This window comes from Streptomyces sp. CB02058 (genome assembly GCF_001905505.1).
Classification (GTDB): domain Bacteria; phylum Actinomycetota; class Actinomycetes; order Streptomycetales; family Streptomycetaceae; genus Streptomyces.
In genome coordinates this window covers 535,703-559,071 of the sequence record NZ_LIPG01000007.1, presented here as the reverse complement: position 1 = coordinate 559,071, position 23,369 = coordinate 535,703, and the positions used below count along the sequence as shown (strand labels likewise).

Sequence of the window (23,369 nt, the reverse complement as noted above, 5' to 3'; positions counted from 1 at the left end):
AGGACACCGGCCACTCGACCTCACCGCCTCGCGCCGGCGCAGGGGTGACTACGGCCCATGCACGTTTGTCCTTGCAGGTCCGGCGTCCCGGAGCGGCAGGAAAAGCGCTGCTGCCGAATACCGCAACCTTGGAATAGGTACCTGGTTCCAGGTGTCCGGGCGAAACTGGATCCGATGGTGGTTACGAGGCTCGGCGAAGCCCGAGAAGACAGAAGCTCGCGACCCTGGGTGTTACCGCCCCACGCGGGTGTCGTTCGCAAAGATGCCCGAGCCCGCATGCCGAGATACTGATGGTCGTCCTTGCGGAGCAGGGCGCTCAGTCGTCGGCGATCTGAGGAGCCGGCGTGAAGTGCTCGCCGTCTGTCCCCGCGAGCAGGCTGTCGAAGAGCATCGACTGGCCACTCCGACGCGCACGCCTGGGGTGTCAGGCAGTGGGGCTGGGCGCGGACGGCCGTTTGGCGGTGTCCCGCTGGGAGATGGCCTCTGCCACCTCATCAACGGCGGTGCGCAGCAAGGCGCCATACGCGTCCTGGCGGAGGTTGGGGGCGTGCTCCTTGGCCGCGTTGATGTGGTCGGTGGCCGCATCGAAGGATCCGAGTCGGCGGTAGTTGTCGGCCAGGTTGAGGTGGAGGGAGGGATAGAACCCGGCGATGCTGAGGCCGGCGTGGTGCTCTTGGACGCGTTGCTCGGTCATGGCGCCGGCGGCGTCCAGGGCTCGGACGTCCCAGGCGAGGGCCTGGGCAGGATCTTCGTAGAGGTCTGCCAGATAGTGGGCGACTGAGCAACGGTGCAGCGGGTCGCCGGTGACGCCGATCACCGACCACAGGTTCAGAAGCTTCTGACGGGCAGAAAGCGTGTTGCCCGTTAGGCCCTCGGTAACGGCCTGGCCGATGGCTTCCATGGTCGGGTCGGGACTGGCGGGTGCGGAAAGCATGAAGTGTTCCTCGTTGTCGTTCTGAGGATGAGCGGTCGATCTTGAGGGGCATGGCCGGGGTGGTGAGATGGCCGCGGTCGGTGGAGCGGATGGTGACGAGCCCATCGTGTCCCCGGGGGCCGCCCAGTACGTCGGGACTGATGTCGGTGCTCACGGCGTGACAGAGCGTGGTCATCTTGGACCGGATATGGAGAGCCCCGCCCGCCACGGTGGCGGGGAGCTGAACACCAGGTGGGTCGTCGTCCGGGGCCGGACGTTCACTCCATGACCGGAGACGACGTCAGGCCGCCGACGTGGTCGTCCGGCAAGTCCAGGGACGGAGGGAATCTTCGTTTCCGGAAGGGCATCAGCTGGGAGACGTCGTTGCGGTTTCCGCCGGTCGGACACATCGCGAGTGGGATGCCCGTGCCCGTCGACGAGTGTGCGGTGCTGGCTGCCCGGCCGTGCGCGGTCAACCGGGCTGGGCCCGCTTCTGGGCCTCGCCGAGCGGCCCGCCCATGGGAGGAGACGATCACCGCCCGTGACCGGTCCAGCCGTTTCGCCGCTCACAGCCTTGCCGACAACACATCGTGGAGCCGGTCCCAGACGTCGGCCTCGCTCCAGGCCGCAAGCCGACGCAAGCATGTCATGCCCGAACCGAAGTTCGTCCCCTGCGGCAGGAACCTTCACTGGATCCCCGGTATGCAGCACGAAAAGGATCCCGCACAGCGCTTGGCGGTCAGGCATTCTCGGCCGACCTGCCACCAGTTTCGGCGCCGGATCAGGCAAAAACCGCTCGATCAGCGACCACGGTTCATCCGAGGCGACCCACGGACGCGACTCTCTCTTCCCCACGAACAACCCAACGAGCATCCAAGTCAACAGTCACAGCACCAGCGACTTCTGATAAGGATCACTGACTTGACTCTGTCGGGGATCTTGCAATTCCTCGGTGCGGCAGCATGCTCGGGCAGTTCCGACGACCGATGCGACTGCCCGAGGTGCGCGTTGTCCCTTCGCCCTCCTCGTACCGGTGAGCGAGCCCCTTCTCTGACCGCGCAGATCGCGCGGGCGAGCACCGTCCGTGTGCTGCAGTTCCGTCTTCTGGCCGGCTTGGCGGCCAGGGTCGTGTGGCCGCCATCGGGGATGTGGTGATCACCGTCACCGCACCCAACCTCCGTGGTGCGATACTCGCCTTGTGGACTGGTCGGAGCGAGCTCGGGCGGCGGAACAGCTTCAAGACTGGGATGAGGCGATCGCGCTGGTGAGCGCCCACGCCGAATGCTTCTCCTGCGATCCAGACATGCACGACAACCATCTGTGGCACATGGATCTGCTGGCCCGAGCGGAACGGATTTCAGAACTTACGGAGCGCGCCCTCACGGATAGCCACGCACGTCGAAGACTTAACAGATCGCTTCGAGAGCGGGGTATGGAGGCGGCGCTGTGTGACCGCGCCGAAGACGGCGACCGTGACGCCCTGTACGTCCTTGTTCGACTGATGTGTGAGACGGGTCGAGTGCAAGAAGCTCAGAAGGTGGTTGCGGACATCGGCCCGGAGGACCAGTACGCACGCCAGGTTGTGGCCGGCGATTGCTGGACATAGGTGTCCGGCTTCGGCCTTCTCGCGAGGTTTCCGGTGTCGGCCTCGGTGAGGATACCGAGCTTGACCAGGCGTTTCAGCTTGGCGCGGGCGCCTTCTACGTTCTTCGGCAACAGTTCGTGGCCGAGGGCTTCGCAGGCGTTCTTGGCTCGTAGCGGCCCGGTCGCGTGGTTGAAGGCGTCGAGGATGCGGGGACAGTCCGGGTGCTCCGGCAGATCCGGCGCGACAGCCGGAAGCCGGTCGGCGAGGCCGGTGACGGTCTTGCGGGTGATCGCGAGGTGCTCCAGGTACGGGCTCGGCCTGTCGCAATCGGCTCCGCAGGCCGTCGATCTGTGCACGGAGGTCGTCGGCCAAGGCCCGGGCGGCGTGTTCCGGCTCGATCAACGACCACTGCTCGTCCGATAAGTCACTCGGGTGCGGCTTGCGTTCACTCATCCGATCACAGCACCAGATCACCAACCGCGGACCGGCGGATTCTGCCCCGCCACCACACCATCAGGCGACAGCAAACCCATTCAAAGACTCACGAACCACCCGCTCGGAGCGGCTTCGAAGGAGCCGACGAACACGGCACACCTCCTGCCGACTGGCCGCGCGCCCGCGGGGTGGAAGACGCCGATGTGGTGGGCATCGCCACCGACCACTGTGTGAGGGCGACAGCGTTGGACGCCGTCAAGGCCGGCTTTCGCGCCCGGGTGCTCCTGGACCACTCGGTTGGCGTCGCCCCTGGCGCGACTGCGTCGACCCTGGAGGGCTTCCGCCAGGCCGGCGTTGCGTTTTCCGGAGAGACACCCGCCGTGGCACAGGGCTCACAGCCGGGGATCCGGAACCTGACCGAAGTCTGCCGAGCCGCGGAGTCCATCCGGCCGTCGACTCCGCGGCTCAGCCATGAGGGCCTGCGGGGCTTGCGTCAACGCAATGCGTGAAGGCACCCATTGGTGACTTTGCAGGCCGGGTGCCCGCATGTCTTGTTGGAATCGATCTGGAACCGGCTGTAGTGGGCGGCCGGTGAAGAGTAAAGGGATGACGATGAGCATTGCTGGGACGGAAGCCGGCGGCGAGAATTTCGATCCTGACATCAGCACGGTCGCGGGGACGGGGGTCGCGGGGTTCAAGGGAGACAACGAGCCGGCCGTCGCGGCTCAGCTGAACCGCCCGTACGGCATTGCGCTGGACAGCACCGGCAGCCTCTACTTCTCCGACTACAACAACCACCGGGTCCGGAAGATCAGCACGGACGGGAAGATCAGCACGGTCGCCGGTACCGGTGCCGGCTACCGGGGTGACGGCGGTCCCGCTGTTTCGGCCCTGCTGAACTGCCCGCGTGAGGTGGCGGTGGACGCTGCGGGCAGTGTCTACGTCACCGACGCCGCCAACCACCGGGTCCGGGTGATCACCCCTGATGGGAAGATCGACACAGTTGCCGGAACGGGCACCGCAGGGTTCAGCGGTGATGGCGGTCCTGCCGCCAAGGCCCAGTTGAACTATCCGTTGGGGGTGGCGGTGGACAGCTCCGGCGCCCTCTACATTTCCGACCACAGCAACAACCGGGTCCGGAAGATCGGCACGGACGGGAAGATCAGTACGGTCGCTGGGAACGGTGCAGCGGGATTCAAGGGAGACGATGGCCCGGCGGCCTCAGCTCAGCTGAATCGCCCGTACGCATTGGCGGTGGATGACGCGGACATCCTCTACATCACCGATGGGAACAACCACCGTGTCCGCAAGGTCGCGGCCGACGGGACCATCAGCACGGTCGCCGGCAAGGGCACCGCGGGGTTCAGCGGTGACGGCGGCCCGGCGACCTCCGCACAGCTGAACCTGCCCCTGGGGGTGGTCGTGGACAGCACCGGCACCCTCTACATCTCCGACTACAACAACCATCGCGTCCGGAAGGTCGGACCGGACGGCAAGATCTCCACGCTCGCCGGTAAGGGCACCGCGGGAATCGGCGGCGACGGCGGCCCGGCCGCAGCTGCCCAGTTGAACTACCCGTTCGGGCTCGCTGTGGACTGCGTCGACACCCTCTACATCGCCGACCACCTCAACAACCGCGTGCGTAAGGTCGCCTCGGCGAGGATGGCCGGGCTGCCCGAGTCAGGCACGGTGGTTTCCTGGGCCAACGTCCGCAGCAGGCTGCGGATGGGTGTCCTGCGCGAGTCCACCAGGGACGGCGCCGAGATCCACCAGTCCCTCGCCTCCCCCCGGGCACACCAGCAGTGGCGGCTGATCGCGTCCGGCCAGGACGAGGCCGACATCCTGTACCGGATCGAGAACGTGCGCAGCGGCAAGGTCCTGGAGGTCGTCGGAGGAGGCACCGTCGACGGGGCGGTGGTCGCGCAGCGTGCCTACGAAGGCACCGCAGCCGACCATCAGCAGTGGAGGCTGATCCCGGTGGGTTCGGTGACGGACACCCCGCGGGTGTACGAGATCGCGAACCGCAACAGCGGTCTGCTGCTGCGCGTCGATACCAACGCCCCAGCGGTGGTCAAGCAGTACGGGGCACAGGGCGACCACCGCGACCGGCAGTGGCAGCTGCTCCCGGTGTGAACGCACGAGTACGCACGAGTGGCCGGGGGCGGTACCGCCCCCGGCCACTCGGCACCTGTGACCCCTACTTGGGATCGGACGGCTTCTCGGCGGTGGCCTTGGGCGCCTTGGGGGGCGCTTCGGCCGTGGGGGAGGCCGGGGCGTCGGGCGCCTTGAAGTCGTCCCTCTTCGGTGCCCGCAGGCCCTCGTCCTTCTGCAGGTCGCCGTGCTGCGTCACCGTCTCGCTCGACTTCTCCATGCCGGCTGCTGCGGCTGTGGACACGGATCCGGGGTCCTGGGCGTAGGCGGCCTGGGTGCCTGCGGATGCCTGGGTGGTCTGGATGAAGGAGGCCAGGAAGCCCAGGATGGCCCGGGCTTCGGGTGCCTGTTCCTGCACGATCTTCGCCCGGTGGGAGGCCCCGTGGACCCCGCTGGTGAACAGGCTCGTGGTCGTGTCGTCGTACGTGTCGTCGTCGGCGTCCTCGAAGTCGACGCCCGCTCCCGGTCGCGGTTTGTGGCCGTCGGTGGTCACCGAGAAGAGTCCCGCGCCTGTCCCGGCGGAGTCGAAGACGTTTTTGAACACCATGGTCGTCACCTCTGGTCGTTGTGGCGGTGCCGCCCGCCGGTCACGGCTGCTTGTACAGGTCTCGTTCGCTGTCGGTCAGGCTCTCGCCGTCGAACATCGTGTGGTGTACCTCCAGGGCGGAGACGACCTCGGCCAGCCCTTTCATACGGAAACCACCGCCGGCCAGGCCGAGGTCGGCGATGTCGCGGGCGACCAGCTCGTCGAGTCCGGGGTAGGTGTCCGGCTGTGGGGGAGACAGGACGGTCACCGGCACGTCGTACTTCACCGCGAGCAGCCCGGAGAAGGTCACCGGGATCTCGTACGTGTACTGCTTGAGGGCTCGGCGCTGCGTGACGATGGTCTCCACGCGGGAGTTCGGCGGAACCGTCCCGGAGATCTGGGATTTCGACGCCCAGCTGGTGGTGAGGGAACCGCCGACGGAGGCCGTGATGCCCTGGGCCAGGGCGGCGTTGAGGCCCGCGGTGCCGGAGGCGGTGCCCGTGGTGGTGAAGTCCACGGAGCCGGTCATCGAGGCGGAGGCGGAGTTCGTCATCCCGTTGCTCACCGAGGTGTCGACGGTGTTGGCGTTGTCCACGCCCACACTGTCCTTGCTGTTCTTGTTGGTCACCGTGTTGGCGTTCTTGTTCGCCATCTCGTTCTTGAGCTGCGTCCCCAGCTGCCCCTGAAGGTTCAGGCCGAGCTTGTTCTGGAGCTGGAGCTGGAGCTGGGCGCTGACGTTGCCGCCGAAGGTGAGCTTGGTGTCTCCCGAGAGCGACCAGGTTGCCCCGTTCGACACGTTGAAGTCGACGGAGTCGGTGAAGTTCATGTCGGAGCCGCTGCGGTTGACGTAGGTGCGCGAGGAGAACGTATCGGGCGGGGGCTGGGTGATGTTGCGCCGCTCCTCGATCAGCGGCTCCCCGAGGTTCATGTAGGCGAGCCAGCCCAGCCCGAACGCCGTACCCGGGAAGGAGCCGAAGCTCGACTTGTTCACGGAGAAGCCGACGGGCTTGTGCCGCACCCCGTAGTCGTCGACGTAGACCAGGTTGGGGTGCTCCAGGATGGACTGCCAGGTCTGCTCGATGTTGAGTTCCCGCAGGTTCTTCTTCGTCAGCGGCTGGCGCTTGGCCCGTTCCAGGTTGTACGCGTTGGAAGGCAATTTCTGTCCTCGACTGATCTGGCCGAAACCGCACTCGGTGAAATGGCGAAAAGGGAATCTGTACACGCTCCGGCAAATTAAGCTAACAGGCTTCCCTTTGGTGGAGTGGTCACTTATGCGCATCGCACTCAAACGGGTGATCAAGATTCCTGGGTGCTCTTGATCACCCGATCGAGGGTCTCCCTGCTCTCCGCTGTAGCGCCATGACCTCGAATGTTGCCACTTTGGGGCTATTTGCTTCGGTCGCACATTCGGTTATGGAGGCACCTGCGCTCGCGCATGATGGAGAGTGCGGTAATGCCGCGTGATAAACCATGTCACTGAGCGCCTGAGGCGTTGTTTCCCCACATTGAGAAACAGGTGAGGTTTCCGCGATGTACACCCAAGAACGCACGGCAATGGCGAATTTGGTGGTCGGCGGCCCGGTGGCGGTGAACAGCTACGACAACGCGATTGTGGCCGCGCTGGTCGAGAACCGGCCGGTCATGCTCGTTCACGCCTTCAACGGCGGCTACCTGAGGCCCGCGGAACTGGTGGCGAGCAGCCACGACAAGGGCGTGAAGTTGGCCACCGCGCTCGACCCGGCCACCAAGGAGGCCCAGGGCCACCTCTGGCACATCACCCCCGGGGGCTTCTTCGGCCAGCGCCCGCTGTACTTCATCGAGAGCGCTGCGGGACAGGTGACGCCCCCGCCGGCCGGTGCGGCCGACGCGGACACGGGGCGGGGCGACGACGGAACCCCGAAGCCGCAACGCAGGCGCGTCACCGTCCACCAGGACGCCCCGCAGAGCACGGCCGACACCCTGCAGGTGGGCCTGCCCGCCAAGGTGGCCGACAAGTGGCGTGGGAAGAACGGTGCGATGGAGGACACCCAGCTGTGGGTGGTCACGGTGACGCCGTGGGGCGGGATCACCTTCGTGCCGATCACCCACCCCGACGCCATCCTCGGGTTCAAGGACCACACCGTGGCGAAGGACAGCGAAGCGCGGCTCACCTACAACTGGGGCGGGGACTTCACCGGGACGGTCATCAACACCTTCTACCCGCGGCTGCCCAACGAGTGGGACGTTCCCTACCACCACGTCTTCACGTGATCCGCGGTCACCACCGCGCCGCACCTGTCCCGAGCCGTCGCACCAACCGCCTGGAAGAGGCACCACGATGCCCGTGCCCACGCAAGAACTGAAGCTGGAGATCGTCAACGCCGCCACAGGCCGGCCCCTCGGTGCCAAGGCCACGCCGGCCGCGGACGGGACGCTCGTCGTCCGCGACTACCCCGAGGGCGGCCCGCGACCGGAGCTGTGGCAGTTCACCCCCGTGCCGGGCTCGCAGGACGACCCCGCATACGTGATCCGCAACACGGCCGGCAGCAAAGTGCTCGACACCCCAGCCGCTGCGGGCCAGGGCGTCCGCCAGTCGGACGCCTCGGGCAAGGAGGGCCAGCAGTGGCGCCTCGTCCCCGTCGCGGGTGAAGCGGGCCTCTACTTCATCGAGGGCGTGGCCGACGGCGCCGTGCTCGACCTCGACGAACCGGGGAAGGACGACACCCGGATCGTCCTTGGCGAGTACGACGACCTCGCGGAGAGCCAGCGGTGGCGCCTCGTCCCCGCCGAGCCGGAGCGCACCAGCGACCTCGTGCTGGACTGGGCGCCGCTGAGCCACTGGAACAGCCGCCAGTCCTGGCGACTGACCCACCACCGGAGCGCACTGCGGCCGGCACCCGACGCGACGCCCTCCTTCAGCAACGTACTGCTGGTTCTGGAGAAGTTCGGGAGCGACCAGGACACCGCCGGCTGGAAGAACGACGCGCTCACCCCTTCCCCCGGCGGGGAACCGGGCCGCTGGGCCGGGGTCGGTGCGCGGTTCCTCGCCGACACGGAGGGAACGGGGCGGGCCGACATCGTGGGGATCAGATCCACGAAAGGAGCCGTGACCTCGTCCAGCCGGGGCGACGGGACGTTCGACGACGAGCGCCCGCTGCACCAGGGGGTGGCCACTCCGAACTCGTCGGATCTGTGGTCCGTCGTGGATCTGACGGGCAACGGCAGGCCCGACGTGGTCGCCCTGTGTACCGGCGGAGTCCGGGTGTCCGCACAGGACGAGGGCGGGGCGTTCACACCCGAAGGCGGCGAACTGGTCCTCAAGGCGTTCGGCCATGGCAAACAGGCCGGCGGTTGGCTGGTCGACAAGCATCCGCGCTTCCTTGCCGATACCACCGGTGACGGCAGGCTCGACATCGTCGGCTGCCACGACGACGGCCTCTGGGTATCAATCCAGGACGAGGAAGGGAAGTTCGCACCGCTCTCCGACGAACCCGTCCTCCGGGCGTTCGGCCACAGTGAGGAGGCCGGTGGCTGGCTGGTCGACAAGCATCCGCGCTTCCTTGCCGATACCACGGGTGACGGCAGGCTCGACATCGTCGGCTGCCACGACGACGGCCTCTGGGTATCAATCCAGGACGAGGAAGGGGCGTTCGCCGAACCTCTTTACGTCCTCGACGACTTCGGGGTCGACCACGGATGGAGCTCGATCAGGGAGCACCCCCGTTTCGTGGTCGCCACCACCCGCGACGGGGCAGCGGACATCGTCGGCTTCGGTCCGCAGGGCGTCACCGTCGCACGCGGACGCGGCGACGGCACGTTCGAGCCCTCCCGGCTCGTCCTGAACGACTACGGGCAGGCCCAGGGATGGAGGGGCGACAAGCACCCCCGGTTCCTGGCCGACGTCACCGGCGACGGGACCCCAGATATCGTCAGCTTCGGCAACGAGGGCGTCTGGGTATCGCACAACAACGGCGACGGCACCTTCGAGCAAGCCCAGCTGGTGTGCCGCGGATTCGGGTACAACGACGACGCGGGCGCCTGGCGGGTCGACCGTCACCCCCGGTTCCTCGCCGACATCACCGGCGACGGACGCGTCGACATCGTCGGCTTCGGCGGGCCGGGCGTACACGTGGCCCGAAACCTCCACCGCCGCTTCCGGACCCGGTGACCCCGGAGGCACCCACAACCCATCACGGCACGTCTGCGCGAAGCGGAGTCGGCAAGTGGGCAGCACGAGTCCTGAAAGACCTGGGGACAGCTGACCGCGCATGCGAATCGTTGTAAAGTATGGATACAGCACTTGACCTGCAAAAACGCAGGCAGGGAGCCTATGTCCAGGAGTACAGCAATGATGCGAACGATGTTCAAGTCCAAGATCCACCGTGCCACCGTGACCCAGGCCGACCTGCACTACGTCGGTTCGGTGACCATCGACGCCGACCTGATGGACGCCGCGGATCTGCTGCCGGGCGAGCTCGTGCACATCGTCGACATCGACAACGGCTCCAGGCTCGAGACGTACGTCATCGAGGGCGAGCGCGGTTCCGGTGTCATCGGGATCAACGGCGCCGCCGCACACCTCGTGCACCCCGGTGACCTGGTCATTCTCATCAGCTACGCCCAGGTCGACGACGCGGAGGCGCGGGCGCTCGTGCCGAACGTCGTGCATGTCGACGCCGCGAACCGCATCGTGGAAGTGGGTGCCGACGCATCCGCCCCCGTGCCGGGCACACGCACCGAGCGCAGCCCGCACGCCGTTCCCGCACGGAGCTGACCCGCTCACGCGCCCGTAAGAGGGAGCACCCGCCATGGCAGCAGAGAACACCTCGGTCGAGATCCGGGACGACCGGGAGCACGGCAGGCTCGTGGCGTACGAGGACGGCTCGGCCACGGGTGTCATCGCGTACTTCGTGATGTATCCCGAGCCCGGCGCCCTCGTCGCCGTGCACACCGTCGTCGAGCCGGAGCACGAGGGCAGGGGAATCGCGGGCGCCCTCGCGCGGGAGTTCTATGCCATGGCGGGGCGCGAAGGGGTGCCCGTCGTGCCGCTCTGTCCGTACGTCGTCAGGTGGGCGCAGCGCCATCCCGACCTGGCGCCGGAGGCACCGGAGGAGCTGGTGCGCGGGGCCGAGCGGCAGCTCGAATCGCATCCCGAGCTGTTCTGACAGCCGGCCGGGACCGCAGGCGTCACAGTGTGCACGTGTGGACTCGGCAGGCGAGGGCAGCCGCACGGGGAGACGGTGGAGATGAGATCCACCGGCCCTCGTCAGCCGTAGCTGGAGGCATGTGATGACGCATCCGTATCCCGACCCCGTACCGCCCGCGCCGACGCCCCCGCCGGTGCCGGGACCGCCGACGCCGGTGCCCTCCCCGCCGCCCGTACCGCCGGGCCCCGTACCGCCCGGCCCCGCGCCGGACCCGATTCCCCAGCCGCCCAACCCGAACCCCGAACCGGTGCCCGAGCCGGAGCCGTCGCCCCAGCCGGCCGGGTGAGGGCGGCGGCCTACGGGCCGGCGGTCCCGCAGAGCCCCGTCAGCGCGTCCGCGTGGCGCAGCCCGCTCTCCGCCGCCACCTCGTCCAGCGACTGGGCGTCGCGTACGGGCGCGAAGCGCAGCCCCGCGCCGCCCGGGTCCCCGGCGAAGCCGTACACGGCCGGCCGGGGGAGGCTGTTGTACGCCCACGGGGTGGAGAAGTAGTACGCCCCCGTGTCGTACAGCGCCACGAAGTCGCCCTCCCGCAGCTCGGGCAGTTCCCGGGCGTGGGCGACGATGTCCCCGGCGAAGCAGCAGGGCCCCGCGATGTCCTGGACGACCGGCCGCCCGCTCCGGGGACGGCCCTCACCGTCGAAGGCGCCCACCCGGAGCGGCCAGGCGTCGGGCATGAAGACGGTACGGGTGGCGATCTGCGCGCCCGCGTGGGTGAGCGCGATCCGCCGGCCCCCCGCGTCCTTCGTGTATTCAACACGCGCACCGATGAAACCGTTCTTCGCGAGCAGCGACCTGCCGAACTCGGTGACCAGGTCGTAGCGCCCGTCGAAGATCCCGGGCGCCGCCTTCCTGAGTTCCGCCACATAGTCCGCGAAGGCGGGCCGGACCTCGTCCCCCGCGAAGTTGACCGGCAGCCCGCCACCGATGTCGATCCCCGTGATCCGCCGGTCACCCAGTGTCCCGTTGATCTCCTCGGCGAGCCTGTACGTCTCGGCGATGCCCGCCGCGATGAGCTCCAGCGAGCAGCCCTGCGAGCCCACGTGCGCATGCAGCCTGGTCAGCCAGGGGCGATCGGCGAAGGCGCGTACGACCTGCTCCCTGGCACCGGGGTCACGCAGGGCCACCCCGAACTTCGAGGTCGTCGTGGCGGTGCTCATGGCACCGATGGAACCGCCTCCCACCTGCGGATTCACCCGCAGCCCGAGAACGGAGGGCGAGTGGGGGGAGCGTAATTCCTCGATACGGCGGAGCTCCCCGAAACTGTCCGCGTTGACGGCGATGCCGAGCGCGAGCGCCAGTCTGAGCTCGTCCCGGGTCTTGGCGGGCGAGTCCAGGACGATCCGCTCCGGCGGGAAGCCCGCCTCGACCGCGAGCCGCAGCTCGCCCGGGCTCGCCACCTCGCAGCCCATGCCGCACCGGGCGAGCAGCCGCAGCACCGGGACCAGCGAGGCGGCCTTCGCCGCGAACGTGTGCAGCACCCGTACCCCGGGCTCGACGGCGAAGGCGTCCCGCAGGGCGTCGACGGACGCGCGTACCCCGTCCGCGTCCAGGAACCCGGCGACGGGCCGCCGCTCGCCGAGCAGCCCCTCGGTCACGGCGAGGCGGAGTGCCTCGGCGAACCGGGCGGAGCGCGGTGCGGGAACGGATTCCTCGGGGGCCGGCGGCGTGCGGCGGGTTTCGTCGATGGGAGCCTCGCAGGTCGGAGCCTTCAGGCGATGAGCGGGATCACGGCCTCGGGAGTCAGCATCCGGAAGGTGAACGCCTGCTGGAAGTAGAGCCGGATGCTCGTGGCGTCGTGGTCCAGATAGCCGATGGACAGGTCCTGGCCCAGACACAGCTCGAAGTCGCCGCCCCGGGTGGACAGCAGCACCCCGCCGGCGACGGCGGGCGCCCAGAGGATCGGGTCGTCCAGCAGCCTGGCCAGATGGGTGGCCACCGGGTATCCGTGGTCGGAGGTCTCGGTGGCCTCGGTGAACGCGTCGGCGCCGAGCAGCAGCCGGTACGGCCCGTCCACGCCGGCGAGCCGCAGTTTGGTCAGCGCCTGGCTCACTGCGGCCGGGTAGTCGCGCGCGTCCGCCGGGAGCGGCACCGGGGCGTGCGAGGAGCCGTCCCGCAGACCGGTGATGCCGGCCGCCGCGTACCCGTCGATGACGGCCATGTCCTCGGCGAACGCGCAGGTGCGGGCCGCGTCCTTCACCGGCTGCCAGTCGCTGTCCTCGGAGCCGCGCTCCACGTCGTCGACCGCCGCCCTGGTCACGGTGAAGGGGACCCGCCACTCGATGACGGGCGTCGCCGTGCGGGCGCGGGCGATCACATCCGGTGCGGGCGGGTCGATGTCACGCAGATGTCCGTCACCGATCGCCGCCAGCGCCGGGCCCTGCGGATCGCTGACGTCCACGACCCGGCGGGCGGCGACATGACGGGTGAAGGTGCGCGTGGCCTCCTCCTCGATCTGGTCCCAGGCGGCATCGGTGACGGGGGCGAGCTCACGGTGCAGGTTGTTCATCGCGGGGCGCTTTCTCGCAGGCTGCCGATACGCAGCGAACCGTCGCGCGTCTCCGCCGGATCCCGGGGCCGCGGCTGCGGCCGGGTTTCGGGGGCGGCGGTCGTCGCGGCGGGGGAGGGCGGCGGTGGGGGAGCGTCGAGGAAATCGGCGCGAGGGGCGTGGAAGAGGGTGCCGGTGACCGCCGTGGAGAAGTCGAGAATGCGGTCATGGATGCCGGGCGGACTGCCCAGGAACATGTTGCGGAGCATCTGCTCGGTGACCCAGGGATCGGCCGCGTACCCGATGAAGTACGTGCCGAACTCGCCCTGTCCGAAATTGCCGAAGGGCATGTTGGCCCGCAGGATGTCGCGTTCGGTGCCGTCGGCCCCGGTGATGGTGTTGAGGGCGACATGTGAATCCGCGGGCTTGACGTCGTCGGAGAGCTCCATGTCGGTGAACTTCGTACGGCCGATGATCTTTTCCTGCTGCTCGGTGCTCAGCGCGTTCCAGCCGGCCAGATCGTGCAGGTACTTCTGTACGACGACGTAGCTGCCGCCCTCGAAGTCGGGGTCCTCCGGACCGATCAGGGCTGCGGCCCTGGCGTCGTCGCCCACCGGGTTCTCCGTACCGTCGACGAAACCGAGCAGGTCACGGTGGTCGAAGTAGCGGAAACCGTGGACCTCGTCGACGACCTTCACCGCGTCGCCGAGCCGGCCGAGCAGCTGGGAGACCCACTCGAAGCAGACGTCCATCTGCTCGCCACGGACATGGAACAGCAGATCGCCCGGTGTGGCCGGAGCGTGGTGCAGCGGCCCCCTCAGCTCCTGGAAGGGGTGGAGCCCGGCAGGCCGGGGGCCGGCGAAGAGGCGGTCCCAGGCGTCCGACCCGAAGCCCGTCACACACGCGAGCCCGGCGTTCGGCACCCGGAAGCCGATCGAGCGCGCGAACGCCGCGAGGTCGGGAAGCACCTCACGCACGGCGGCCTCGCCGCCCGGCTCGATCGTCGCGACCAGGATCACGGCTGCGCTGGTCAGCGGTGCTACGACGGGCTGGACCACGACGGGTTCCGGTACGGCGTCGGACATGCGCGCACTCCGTGGCTGGCGGACGGGGCTCACTGCCACTAACCCACACCCCGCACCCGGCCGCACGCCCGCCCGGTCCGGCCGGGCGACGCCGATCGCCCGCTCTCCGTACGAGTGCGGATGGGGCTGGTGTACGGCGCGGAACAGGAGACGCGGGCAGGCTCACATGCGTAGTGCCGACTCGGTACTGAGCTGGCATCACCGCGTCACCTGCCCCCGGGGCCCGCCCCGGTCCGCTCGTCGTGTCCGGACGCGTTCGTCCCCCGGTGCCGTCCGGCACCGGGGGACCGTCACCACTGGGCGATGAGCGGAGGGTCGGCCTCGTACCGCCGCCAGGCCTCGGTGAGGCGGACGAGGCGGGCCGGGGCGGCGATGCCGCGCACCGTGGCGATCCTGTCGTCCGCCACGTCGAACGTCACGACCCCGAGGATCCTGTCGCCGGGCACGAAGAGGACTGCGGGAGCGCCGTTGACGTGTGCGTAGTGGACGGCGGACGTGCCTCCCGCGAACTGTCGTTTCGCGGGTGTGGGCCTGAAACCCGCCCGTGCGACGGCGGCGATCTTTTGCGGAGTGTCGAACCGCATCAGCCTCCGGGCCAGGCCGGCGCCGTCGGAGATCGCGTTCGCGTCGTCGGTGAGCAGGGCCACCAGCCGTTCGGTGCGGCCCGAGGTGGCAGCCGCGAGGAACTCCTCGACGATCCTGCGAGCGGACGCCGGGTCCACCTCGCCGTCGCCCCGGCGCGCGGTGGTGACGCGGCGCCGGGCGCGGTGGAGGTGCTGCTGGCTGGCGGACTCGGTGATGTCGAGGATCTCCGCGATCTCGGCATGGGCGTAGGAGAAGGCCTCGCGCAGCACGTAGACGGCCCGTTCATGGGGCGACAGGCGCTCCATGAGCGTCAGCACGGCCAGGGAGACCGATTCGCGCTGCTCGAAGGTGTCGGCGGGGCCGAGCATCGGATCGCCGTCGAGGAGCGGTTCGGGCAGCCAGGCCCCGGCGGTGCGCTCGCGGCGGAGCTGTGCCGAGCGGAGCCGGTCGATGCACAGGTTGGTGACGACCTTGGCCAGCCACGCCTCCGGCACGCCGATCCGCTGCCGGTCGGCCGCCTGCCAGTGCAGGAACGCGTCCTGTACGGCGTCCTCGGCATCGACGGCGGAGCCGAGGAGCCGGTACGCCAGCGAGGCCAGCCGGTTCCGGCCGGCCTCGAAGCGATCGATCGCTGTGCTGTCCACTCGGTACCCCTGTGAGGCGGTTGTGCGAACGGAGACGGTTACGCGAACGTCTTCGCGGCGGACGTGTCCGGCACGGCGGCGGCCATGCGCTGCCTGCGCTTGGGCAGGCTGAAGGTAGGGTGCGAGATCGCCCAGAGCGACATCCAGACGATGCCCGCCTTGATCCGCGCGGCCTTCCCGCCGCCGGTGTACTTGGGCTTGGCCCGCCCTTCGCCGTCGACCATCTGCAGGATGCCGTCGCGGCGCCCGAGGCTGATGTGGTTGCCGATGTACTTGAGCTGGGTCTTCGAGACCTTCCGGCCGGTCAGTTGTGCCACGATCGCGACCGTGGCCTGCATACCGGTGTTGCCGGCCGACGCGCACGACATCGGCTGCGGCAGGCCGTTGTCGCCGATGGCGAAGGCGCTGTCGCCGACGGCGTAGAAGTTCGGGTGCGAGACCGACCGCATCGTGCGGTCCACGACGATCCGGTTGTTGTCGGTGACCGCCAGCCCGCCGGCGGCGGCGATGGGGCCGGCCGTGAAGCCGGCCGTCCACACGGTGGCGTCGGACACCACGGCCGTGCCGTCCGCGCACAGCGCTCGCGTCGCTTCGACGGCTTCGACGCGGGTGTGCTCCACAACGGTGATGCCCAGCCGTGCGCAGGCCGCACGCAGGTGGTCCCGGGCCCCGGGGGAGAGCCGGGCGCCCAGCTCTCCGCGGGCGACCAGAGTCACCGAGAGGCCGGGCCTGGACTCGGCGATCTCGGTCGCGGTCTCGATGCCGGTCAGCCCGTCACCGACGACCAGCACCTTCCCGCCACCGTCCCTCCTGCTCAGGCTGTCCAGGCGCTCGCGCAGGCGCAGCGCCGAGGGCCTGCTCGCGATGTCGAAGGCGTGCTCGGCCGCGCCGGGGACGCCCTGGTCGGCGCCGTGGCTGCCGAGCGCGTAGAGAAGCGTGTCGTAGCCGAGCTCGCTCCCGCCCTCGTCGTCGGCCAGGGCGACGACCTGTCGCTCGGGGTCGACGGCGGTGACACGGGCCAGGCGCAGCCGTATCCCCGTCCCCGCGAAGACGTCGGCGAGCTGCGGAGCCTCGATGTCCTGCCCGGCCGCGAGCTGGTGCAGCCGCAGCCGCTGGACGAAGTCCGGTTCGGCGTTCACCACGGTGATCTCGATGTCCGCGGCGGACAGCCGCCGCGCCAGGTTCCCGGCCACGTACGCCCCGGCGTAACCGGCGCCGAGGACGACGATGCGGTGCTTCATGTGAGGCTCCTGTCTGGTCGCTCGTTCCTACTGACTTGACCGGGACAGGGGGCCGATTGCTGACAGGAATCGATTGTGACCTGGGTCACAGTCGAAGTGGAGCCCGGGGTGGCGGCGAACCCGGGGCGGGGCGCGCATCGCGGCTTCACGGACCTGGGAGGAGCATCCGCGTACGTGGCGCCGCGCTGGTGATCCGCCGGGTGCCGCGGACCCGGGCCCGGGTCCGCGGCCGGGCCGCTACCGGTAGCGGATGTGCAGGTGGTTGTCGTGGTTGGCGTAGCTCGTGGTCAGCCCTTCCGCGATCAGCTGCGGGTCGTTGAAGAAGATGAGCTGGACGTGGCCGGGGGCCTTCGCCCGGATCTCCTGCACCAGCCTGCGGGTCGCCGCGCGGTCGTAGGTGCTCGACTGCCAGGTGATGCGCCCCGCGGTGCACTGCGCCGAGTCGGTGCGGGCCGGCCACACGTCGATGTCCATCCCGACCTCGTGGCTGCCGTGACCGGGGATGTCGCCGCCGTGCTCGAAGCCCGCGTCGCCGACCGGCAGTCTGCCGTTTCCGGTGGCGGCGAAGCCGGCGGCGGCTGCCTCCAGCTGGCCGACGGCGCCGGCAGTCGCCCAGTGTGCGCCCGCGTTCCCGTCGGGGCTCTGCGCGCACATCGTGCTGCCGCCGAAGTCGATCTTCTCGTAGTGCCACAGCAGGTTCTGCCAGGTGGCCGGCCCGGCGACACCGTCCGCGCCGATTCCCGCATGGGACTGGAAGGCGCGGACGGCGGTGGCGGTGGCGGGCCCGAAGGCCCCGTCGGCCGAGAGGCCGGCGCCCCGTTTGGCATTGAGGAGCGACTGGAGGGCCGTCACCGCCGGCCCGTTGTCGCCCTGTCGGACGGTGAGGGCGAGTGCCCCCCAGGTGGCGGGCCCGACGGTGCCGTCCGCGGTCAGGCCCTTGGACTCCTGGAAACTCAGCACGGCGCTCCGGGTGCCCGTTCCGAAGACGCCGTCCACCGCCACGGAGCGGCCGTGCGCGGCGAGCAGGTGCTGCAGCGCGACGACGTCGGAGCCCCGGCTGCCGTTGCTGGTCAGCGGGAACGCCGCCTGCGGGAAGGCCTGCGCGGGTACGCCCAGGCCGAGGAGCAGGCCCGCCAGGGCGGTGAACAGCGTGATGATGCGTGCGAGTCGTCTCACGGCTTCTGCCTCGTCTTCCTCTTCATTCGTCTGGTCATTTCCCGGCCTGGAGGGCGCTCCAGGTGGCGGGCCCGACGATGCCGTCCGCGCCCAGCCCGCGCGAGGACTGGTAGTCGCGTGCGGCCTGGGCGGTGCCCGACCCGAAGACGCCGTCGATGGACACCGTCCGGCCCAGTGCGGCGGTCAGCGCGCGCTGCAGCCGGGTGACGGCCTCTCCTGTCGAGCCGTCCTGGACGGTCGGGGTGGAACCGCGGGACAGCAGGGCCGTCCAGGTCTTCGCGCCGACCACACCGTCGGCCGTGAGCCCCTTGCCGGCCTGGAAGTTCCGGGCGGCGGCGGTCGTGTCGGGGCCGAAGATCCCGTCGGGCGTGCCCGGGTCGAAGCCGGCGGACTTGAGCAGGCACTGTGCGGCCTTGACCCGGTCTCCGGTCGAGCCGTTCTGGACGGTGGTGTACGAGGTGAAGCCGAGGTTTGCCCCGGTGCAGGTGGGTGCGGGGGTGGAGCCATTGCCCACGTCCAGGTAGTCGCGGTCGATGTTGATCGAGTAGCCGCCGTACGACTCGGTGACCTCGCCCGCGTACTGGTGGATCCGCTGGTGGCCGGACCAGGAGGAGGACGGCACGTAGGAACCGGTGTCGGTGTCGGCGGCGCCGTTCCACCACACTAGAAGAGGTGGTCGACCCGTGTGTAGGCGCCGTTGGCGTACTCGGCTGCTGCGTCCCTGATCCCGGAGGCGGCGCTGGAGTAGAAGCCCGACAGGTAGCCGCTGCTGTGCAGTCGTTCGGTCCACCCGGAGAGGTACGACAGCACGGACGCCTTGCAGGCGGCTGTGGAGGTGTACGCCTCGATGTCGCTGTAGATGGCGCTGCCCGCCGGGATACCGAGGCCCGCGGCGGCGGTGATGGCCCCGGCCGCCGCGGTGACGCCCTGGGACTTGGCGGTGGCCGGATCGTTGGACATCTTCAGCGAGTAGCTGGTGCACGGTGCCTGACGGCCGACGTCGATGGGGAACAGACGCCATCCGTTGCCGGTCTGGCTGGTCACCCAGCTCGCCGTCAGATTCGGCTGGGCGCAGCCCCGGAACGAGCCGCTGATGTAGACGCCGACCGCGCTGTACGGCGAGCTTGCCTGCCAGGCGTCCATGGCGGCCTGGGAGGGCGCCGCGCAGGCGTCGAAGCCCTTGCCCAGGTAGGTGCCTGGCTGCGGTCCGGCCGCGGCCGAGGGGGTGACGTCGGCGCGCTGGGCCGTGCTGGGCAGCTCGGTGCGCTCGGCGCCCCGGGTGAGCTCGGCGGAGGCGAGGACGTCGCGAACGAGGGTCTCGGTCTCCGGTGTGTGGGCGGCGGTCACGAGGACGCCCGCGTCCTCGACGGCGATCCGGATGGTGCCGTCGGTGGACGTGGTGGACGGCGCGGTGGCCCGGCCCCGCTGGGTCCGCGCGGTCGCCGCCGTCGTCTGTCCGGCGGAGCGGGCGGTGATGGGCTCCACGACGATGCCCGCCGAACGGCCGACGACTCCGGCGGGGCAGTCGCTCTGTTCGGCGGGCTCGCCCAGATAGACGGCGGGTCTGTCGAACCGGAGGCAGGCACGCGGGTTCTCGGCCAGATCGACCACCTGCCATTCGGCGGGCACCTCGATGCGGTAGCCGTGGTAGGTCACGCTCTGCCGGTTCTCGGGCGAGGAATCCGCCAGGGCGGGGGCGGGGGCGGCGAACGTGCCGATACCGGCGAGCACTGCCAGCAGGGCCGTTCCGGCGCGGGCGCGCCAGGGGATCCAGGACGACATCGGTTCACTCCTGCTCGGATGTGGGGGGAGGGTGGGGGAGGAGCGCGGAACGGCAGGTCCGATCCGGTTCGGCCGCGAGCGGCGCCCGCCCGCGGCCGTGTCCGATCGGCCGCGCACCCTGTGGAAGGTGCGGGGCCCACGGCCGTGCAGTGATATTGCCATGGCCATGACACATCTTGAGCGCGGGCCGGATCGTACGCGTTGGCACGGCGCCTCCGTTGTGAGTCCTTCCCGGTTTCCCCGTAGAGGGCTGAGGCGAGTCTGGCCCCCTTCGTTATGGCGTGTCCACACCATCACTGTCTGCCACAGGATCAGACCTCCGGCACAACCATCCTGCTGCGGAGTGGAGTTGCTTCACCTGCGGTGACGCGGTGTCCGGCTCAGGCCGGGCCGGACGTGCGCGGAAAGGCGGAGACACCACTGACGGGCCCACAGGTGGCAGCGGCGATCAGCGCCCCGCACCCGACGGTCGTGCCGTGCGTTGGACGACGGTGGGGAAGTTCGCCGACCGTCCCGCGCGGCGTCCTGAAGGCTCTCGGACAGATCCGCGACGCCGGCCGGGCGGCGCCGGGCGAACTACGCGCCACCGTGGGCCCGCTGTGCGCAACTGACCCGTCTGCCCCGGCCGCGTTGTTCGACGGCTCCAGCGGCCGGGTCACGCGGTTCGGTCCGGCGCCAGGTCCGCTACCCGCTCAGCTCTCGACCTCGGTCTTGTCGCCGCCCCAGAGGGTGTGGAAGACGCCGTCGCGGTCGACGCGGCGGTAGGTGTGGGCGCCGAAGTAGTCGCGCTGGCCCTGGGTGAGGGCGGCGGGGAGGCGTTCGGCGCGCAGGGAGTCGTAGTAGGCGAGGGTGGCGGCGAAGGCGGGGGTGGGGACGCCCTGGGTGACGGCGGTGGCGATCACCGAGCGCCAGTCGTCCTGTGCGGCGGCGATCTCCTCGGCGAAGCTCTTGTCGGAGAGGAGGCTGGGCAGCTGGGGCTGCGCCTCGTAGGCGCTGGTGATCCTGTCGAGGAACGCGGCCCGGATGATGCATCCGCCGCGCCAGATCGAGGCGACCTTGCCGAGGTCGACGTTCCAGTCGTACTCCTCGCTGCCGGCCGCGATCTCGTGGAAGCCCTGGGTGTAGGAGACGATCTTCGAGGCGTACAGCGCCTGTTCGACCTGATCGGCGAAGGCCGCCGCCTCGTCCGTGCCGAGCTTGCGGGCCGTCGGTCCCGCGAGGTGGCGTGAGGCCTCGCGGAGGTCGGCGTGGCCGGAGACCGAGCGGGCGAAGACGGCTTCGGCGATACCGGAGACTGGGACGCCCAGGTCGAGCGCGATCTGCACCGTCCAGCGGCCGGTGCCCTTCTGCTCCGCCTGGTCGACCACCACGTCCACGAAAGGCTTGCCGGTCGCCGCGTCGACATGGGAGAGCACGTCCGCGGTGATCTCGATGAGGTAGGAGTCCAGGCGCCCTGTGTTCCACGTGCGGAAGATGCCCGCGATCTCCTCGGCGGAGTAGCCGGCCACGTCACGGAGCAGCTGGTACGCCTCGCCGATGAGCTGCATGTCGGCGTACTCGATGCCGTTGTGCACCATTTTGACGTAGTGCCCTGCACCGTCCGGGCCGATGTGCGTAACGCACGGAGCCCCGTCCTTGGCCTTCGCCGAGATCTTCTCCAGCATCGGGCCCAGCGACTCGTACGACTCCTTGCTGCCGCCCGGCATGATGCTCGGGCCGTTGAGCGCGCCCTCCTCCCCGCCGGAGACACCGGTGCCGACGAAGTGGATGCCCTGCTCGCGCAGCTCGCGTTCACGGCGGCGGGTGTCCGCGAAGTGCGCGTTGCCGCCGTCGATGATCATGTCACCGGATTCCAGGAGAGGCGCGAACTCCGCGATCACCGCGTCCGTGGCTTCCCCCGCCTTCACCATGACGACCAGACGCCGCGGCCTCTCCAGGGCCGCCACGAAGTCCTCGGCGCTCTCCGTCGCGATGAAATCACCCTCGTCGCCGAAGTGTTCGACGAGCTCGTGGGTGCGGGCGGCGGTGCGGTTGTGGAGAGCGACGGTGTAGCCGTTGCGTGCGAAGTTCCGGGCCAGGTTGCGCCCCATGACGGCAAGCCCTGTGACACCGATCTGCGCTGTGCTGCTCATTGTGACCCTGCCTGCTTCCGGTCTCGTCGCGTTCGGCACTCCGGCCGACCGCCGTGCTGGAACGGGCTACCGAGCTTACGGCGCGGGGGTGGCCGCGGCCCGGGAGTCCGCCAGGGTGTCGCGACCGCGCCCCGGATGGTCCCACTCCCGCGCAGGTCAGCGGCCGGCCGCCCCGCGGCGGCGTGTGGCGGCGTCGGTCAGGGACGGCGGCTGGTAGCCCTCGTCGGCCGGGCTGATCGTGACTCCGGGCGCCACGATCTCGTCGATCCGGTCCAGCACGTCCCGCGTCAGGCGGACGTCCGCGGCACCGAGCTGGCTCACCAGGTGCTCCTGGGTACGCGGACCGATGATCACGGTGGACACGGCCGGGTGCTCCAGGACGAACGCCAGCGCCAGGTGGATCAGGGACAGTCCCGCCTCTTCGGCGAGCTCCCCGAGCAGCTCCGCGGCCTCGCGCTTTCGCCGGTTCGCCTCCAGAGCCGGATCGTGGCGGTGCGGCTGGCGTTCCAGGCGGCTGGACTCCGCGTGGCCCTGGTCCCCCTTGCGGTAGCGGCCGGACAGCCAGCCGCCGGCCAGCGGACTCCAGGGCAGCACCCCGAGGCCGTACCGCTCGGCCACGGGGAGCACCGCGCGCTCGGCCGCCCTGGCCAGGACGGAGTACGGGGGCTGCTCGGTGACGGGGCGCTGCAGACGGAGGCGCTCGGCGGCCCACTGTCCCTCGACGATCTGATGGGGCTCGAAGGTGGTGGTGCCGAAGTAGCGGATCTTTCCCTGCCGCACGAGGTCGTCGAGGGCCCCGATGGTCTCCTCGATGTCCGTCGACGGATCGGGGCGGTGCGCCTGGTACAGATCGATGTGATCGGTGTTCAGACGGCGAAGGCTGTTCTCGACGGCCTTGAAGATCCAGCGGCGGGAATTGCCCTGGTGCTGGGGGTTGTCGTCCACCTGGCCATGGAATTTGGTCGCGAGGAAGACGTCGTCGCGACGGCCGCCCGCGAGGGCCTTGCCGACGATCTCCTCGTTCTCGCCCCGCGAGTAGACGTCCGCCGTGTCGATGACGTTGATCCCGGCGTCGAGAGCCTGATGGATGATCTTGACGGCCTCGTCGTGGTCGCGGTTGGCCCAGGCGCCGAAGTTCATGGCGCCGAGCGTCAGCGGGCTGACCTTCACACCCGTACGGCCGAGGGTTCGGTAGGTCGTCATGGTTCTGCTCCCTTTCCAGGGTGGTACGCGCACAACGCGCGGGGGGTGTGCGTCCGTACGAAGGCGGCGCGGGGGACCTGCGGGACGGCCGCTCAGCGGCGGCCGGGACAGGACGGGCGCGCCGGGCCGCCGTCGCGTGCGGACGACCCGGCGGCCTCGAAACGGGTCCGGGCGGGGATGCGCGGTATGCCGATCACGCCGGAGAGCCTGGCAGATACACATATCGAGGTCCAGGGGATA

At 69.7% G+C, this 23,369-nt stretch carries 17 protein-coding genes and 2 pseudogenes; 6 read left to right on the top strand and 13 right to left on the bottom strand.

The annotated features are described in order from the left end of the window. Nucleotides 1–424: 424 nt before the first annotated feature. Entirely contained in the window at nucleotides 425–934 is a 510-nt protein-coding gene (locus tag AMK10_RS33310; RefSeq protein ID WP_073752842.1) for a hypothetical protein, read from the bottom strand. 1,509 nt (nucleotides 935–2,443) lie between these two features. Further along, nucleotides 2,444–2,854: a hypothetical protein gene (locus AMK10_RS33295; RefSeq protein WP_241839749.1), complete on the bottom strand. Its 411-nt coding sequence runs from the start codon at nucleotides 2,852–2,854 to the stop codon at nucleotides 2,444–2,446. 198 nt (nucleotides 2,855–3,052) lie between these two features. On the opposite strand from AMK10_RS33295, the pseudogene AMK10_RS38360 reads away from it, so the two are divergent. Continuing rightward, nucleotides 3,053–3,304 (top strand): annotated as a pseudogene (locus tag AMK10_RS38360) (isochorismatase family protein); the annotation flags it as partial. Between the two features lie 235 nt (nucleotides 3,305–3,539). Continuing rightward, a complete protein-coding gene (locus AMK10_RS33285) occupies nucleotides 3,540–5,066 on the top strand; it encodes an NHL domain-containing protein (RefSeq protein ID WP_073752838.1) in 1,527 nt (508 codons plus the stop codon). Nucleotides 5,067–5,130: 64 nt separating this feature from the next. Here the strand turns inward: AMK10_RS33285 and AMK10_RS33280 are convergent, their stop codons facing one another. Together AMK10_RS33280 and AMK10_RS33275 are read right to left on the bottom strand one after the other, a co-directional pair. Continuing rightward, the gene (locus AMK10_RS33280; RefSeq protein WP_073752836.1) at nucleotides 5,131–5,631 is read right to left on the bottom strand and encodes a hypothetical protein; all 501 of its coding nucleotides are present in this window, start codon (nucleotides 5,629–5,631) and stop codon (nucleotides 5,131–5,133) included. A 40-nt stretch (nucleotides 5,632–5,671) separates the two neighbouring features. Then, nucleotides 5,672–6,766, bottom strand: coding sequence for a hypothetical protein (locus tag AMK10_RS33275; RefSeq protein ID WP_073752834.1), 1,095 nt, complete (start codon nucleotides 6,764–6,766; stop codon nucleotides 5,672–5,674). A gap of 374 nt (nucleotides 6,767–7,140) precedes the next feature. Here AMK10_RS33275 and AMK10_RS33270 point away from each other — a divergent pair, with 374 nt between their 5' ends. The 4 genes from AMK10_RS33270 to AMK10_RS33255 all read left to right on the top strand — a co-directional run bounded on the left by AMK10_RS33270 (nucleotide 7,141) and on the right by AMK10_RS33255 (nucleotide 10,754). Then, nucleotides 7,141–7,860, top strand: a complete 720-nt coding sequence (locus AMK10_RS33270) for a hypothetical protein (protein ID WP_073752832.1) — start codon at nucleotides 7,141–7,143, stop codon at nucleotides 7,858–7,860. 67 nt (nucleotides 7,861–7,927) lie between these two features. Next, complete coding sequence (locus tag AMK10_RS33265) at nucleotides 7,928–9,757, top strand: FG-GAP-like repeat-containing protein (protein ID WP_073752830.1); 1,830 nt, start codon at nucleotides 7,928–7,930, stop codon at nucleotides 9,755–9,757. 180 nt (nucleotides 9,758–9,937) lie between these two features. Then, complete coding sequence (panD, locus tag AMK10_RS33260) at nucleotides 9,938–10,363, top strand: aspartate 1-decarboxylase (protein WP_073752828.1); 426 nt, start codon at nucleotides 9,938–9,940, stop codon at nucleotides 10,361–10,363. A gap of 34 nt (nucleotides 10,364–10,397) precedes the next feature. After that, a complete protein-coding gene (locus AMK10_RS33255) occupies nucleotides 10,398–10,754 on the top strand; it encodes a GNAT family N-acetyltransferase (protein ID WP_073752826.1) in 357 nt (118 codons plus the stop codon). A gap of 338 nt (nucleotides 10,755–11,092) precedes the next feature. On the opposite strand, the gene AMK10_RS33245 is transcribed toward AMK10_RS33255, so the two are convergent. The 9 genes and pseudogenes from AMK10_RS33245 to AMK10_RS33205 form a co-directional block, all read right to left on the bottom strand. Next, nucleotides 11,093–12,391 (bottom strand): diaminopimelate decarboxylase, encoded by a 1,299-nt coding sequence (locus tag AMK10_RS33245; protein ID WP_107428545.1) that lies wholly within the window; start codon nucleotides 12,389–12,391, stop codon nucleotides 11,093–11,095. A 113-nt stretch (nucleotides 12,392–12,504) separates the two neighbouring features. Next, nucleotides 12,505–13,302 carry a family 1 encapsulin nanocompartment shell protein gene (locus AMK10_RS33240; RefSeq protein ID WP_073752822.1) on the bottom strand — a complete coding sequence of 266 codons (798 nt, stop codon included), beginning with the start codon at nucleotides 13,300–13,302 and terminating at the stop codon, nucleotides 12,505–12,507. Next, nucleotides 13,299–14,366, bottom strand: a complete 1,068-nt coding sequence (locus AMK10_RS33235; protein ID WP_073752820.1) for a Dyp-type peroxidase — start codon at nucleotides 14,364–14,366, stop codon at nucleotides 13,299–13,301. The genes AMK10_RS33240 and AMK10_RS33235 overlap by 4 nt, the downstream gene beginning before the upstream one ends. 290 nt (nucleotides 14,367–14,656) lie before the next feature. After that, on the bottom strand, nucleotides 14,657–15,595 hold the full coding sequence (locus AMK10_RS33230; RefSeq protein WP_073752818.1) for a sigma-70 family RNA polymerase sigma factor: 939 nt from the start codon (nucleotides 15,593–15,595) through the stop codon (nucleotides 14,657–14,659). A gap of 38 nt (nucleotides 15,596–15,633) precedes the next feature. Next, on the bottom strand, nucleotides 15,634–16,836 hold the full coding sequence (locus tag AMK10_RS33225) for an NAD(P)/FAD-dependent oxidoreductase (RefSeq protein ID WP_073752816.1): 1,203 nt from the start codon (nucleotides 16,834–16,836) through the stop codon (nucleotides 15,634–15,636). Between the two features lie 237 nt (nucleotides 16,837–17,073). Then, nucleotides 17,074–18,012, bottom strand: coding sequence for a penicillin-insensitive murein endopeptidase (locus AMK10_RS33220; RefSeq protein ID WP_073752814.1), 939 nt, complete (start codon nucleotides 18,010–18,012; stop codon nucleotides 17,074–17,076). 34 nt (nucleotides 18,013–18,046) lie between these two features. Beyond that, nucleotides 18,047–19,794 (bottom strand): annotated as a pseudogene (locus AMK10_RS38355) (glycoside hydrolase domain-containing protein). A 692-nt stretch (nucleotides 19,795–20,486) separates the two neighbouring features. Next, nucleotides 20,487–21,926 carry an NADP-dependent phosphogluconate dehydrogenase gene (gene gndA, locus AMK10_RS33210; protein ID WP_073752812.1) on the bottom strand — a complete coding sequence of 480 codons (1,440 nt, stop codon included), beginning with the start codon at nucleotides 21,924–21,926 and terminating at the stop codon, nucleotides 20,487–20,489. A 156-nt stretch (nucleotides 21,927–22,082) separates the two neighbouring features. Continuing rightward, nucleotides 22,083–23,129, bottom strand: coding sequence for an aldo/keto reductase (locus AMK10_RS33205; protein WP_073752810.1), 1,047 nt, complete (start codon nucleotides 23,127–23,129; stop codon nucleotides 22,083–22,085). Nucleotides 23,130–23,369: the final 240 nt, after the last annotated feature.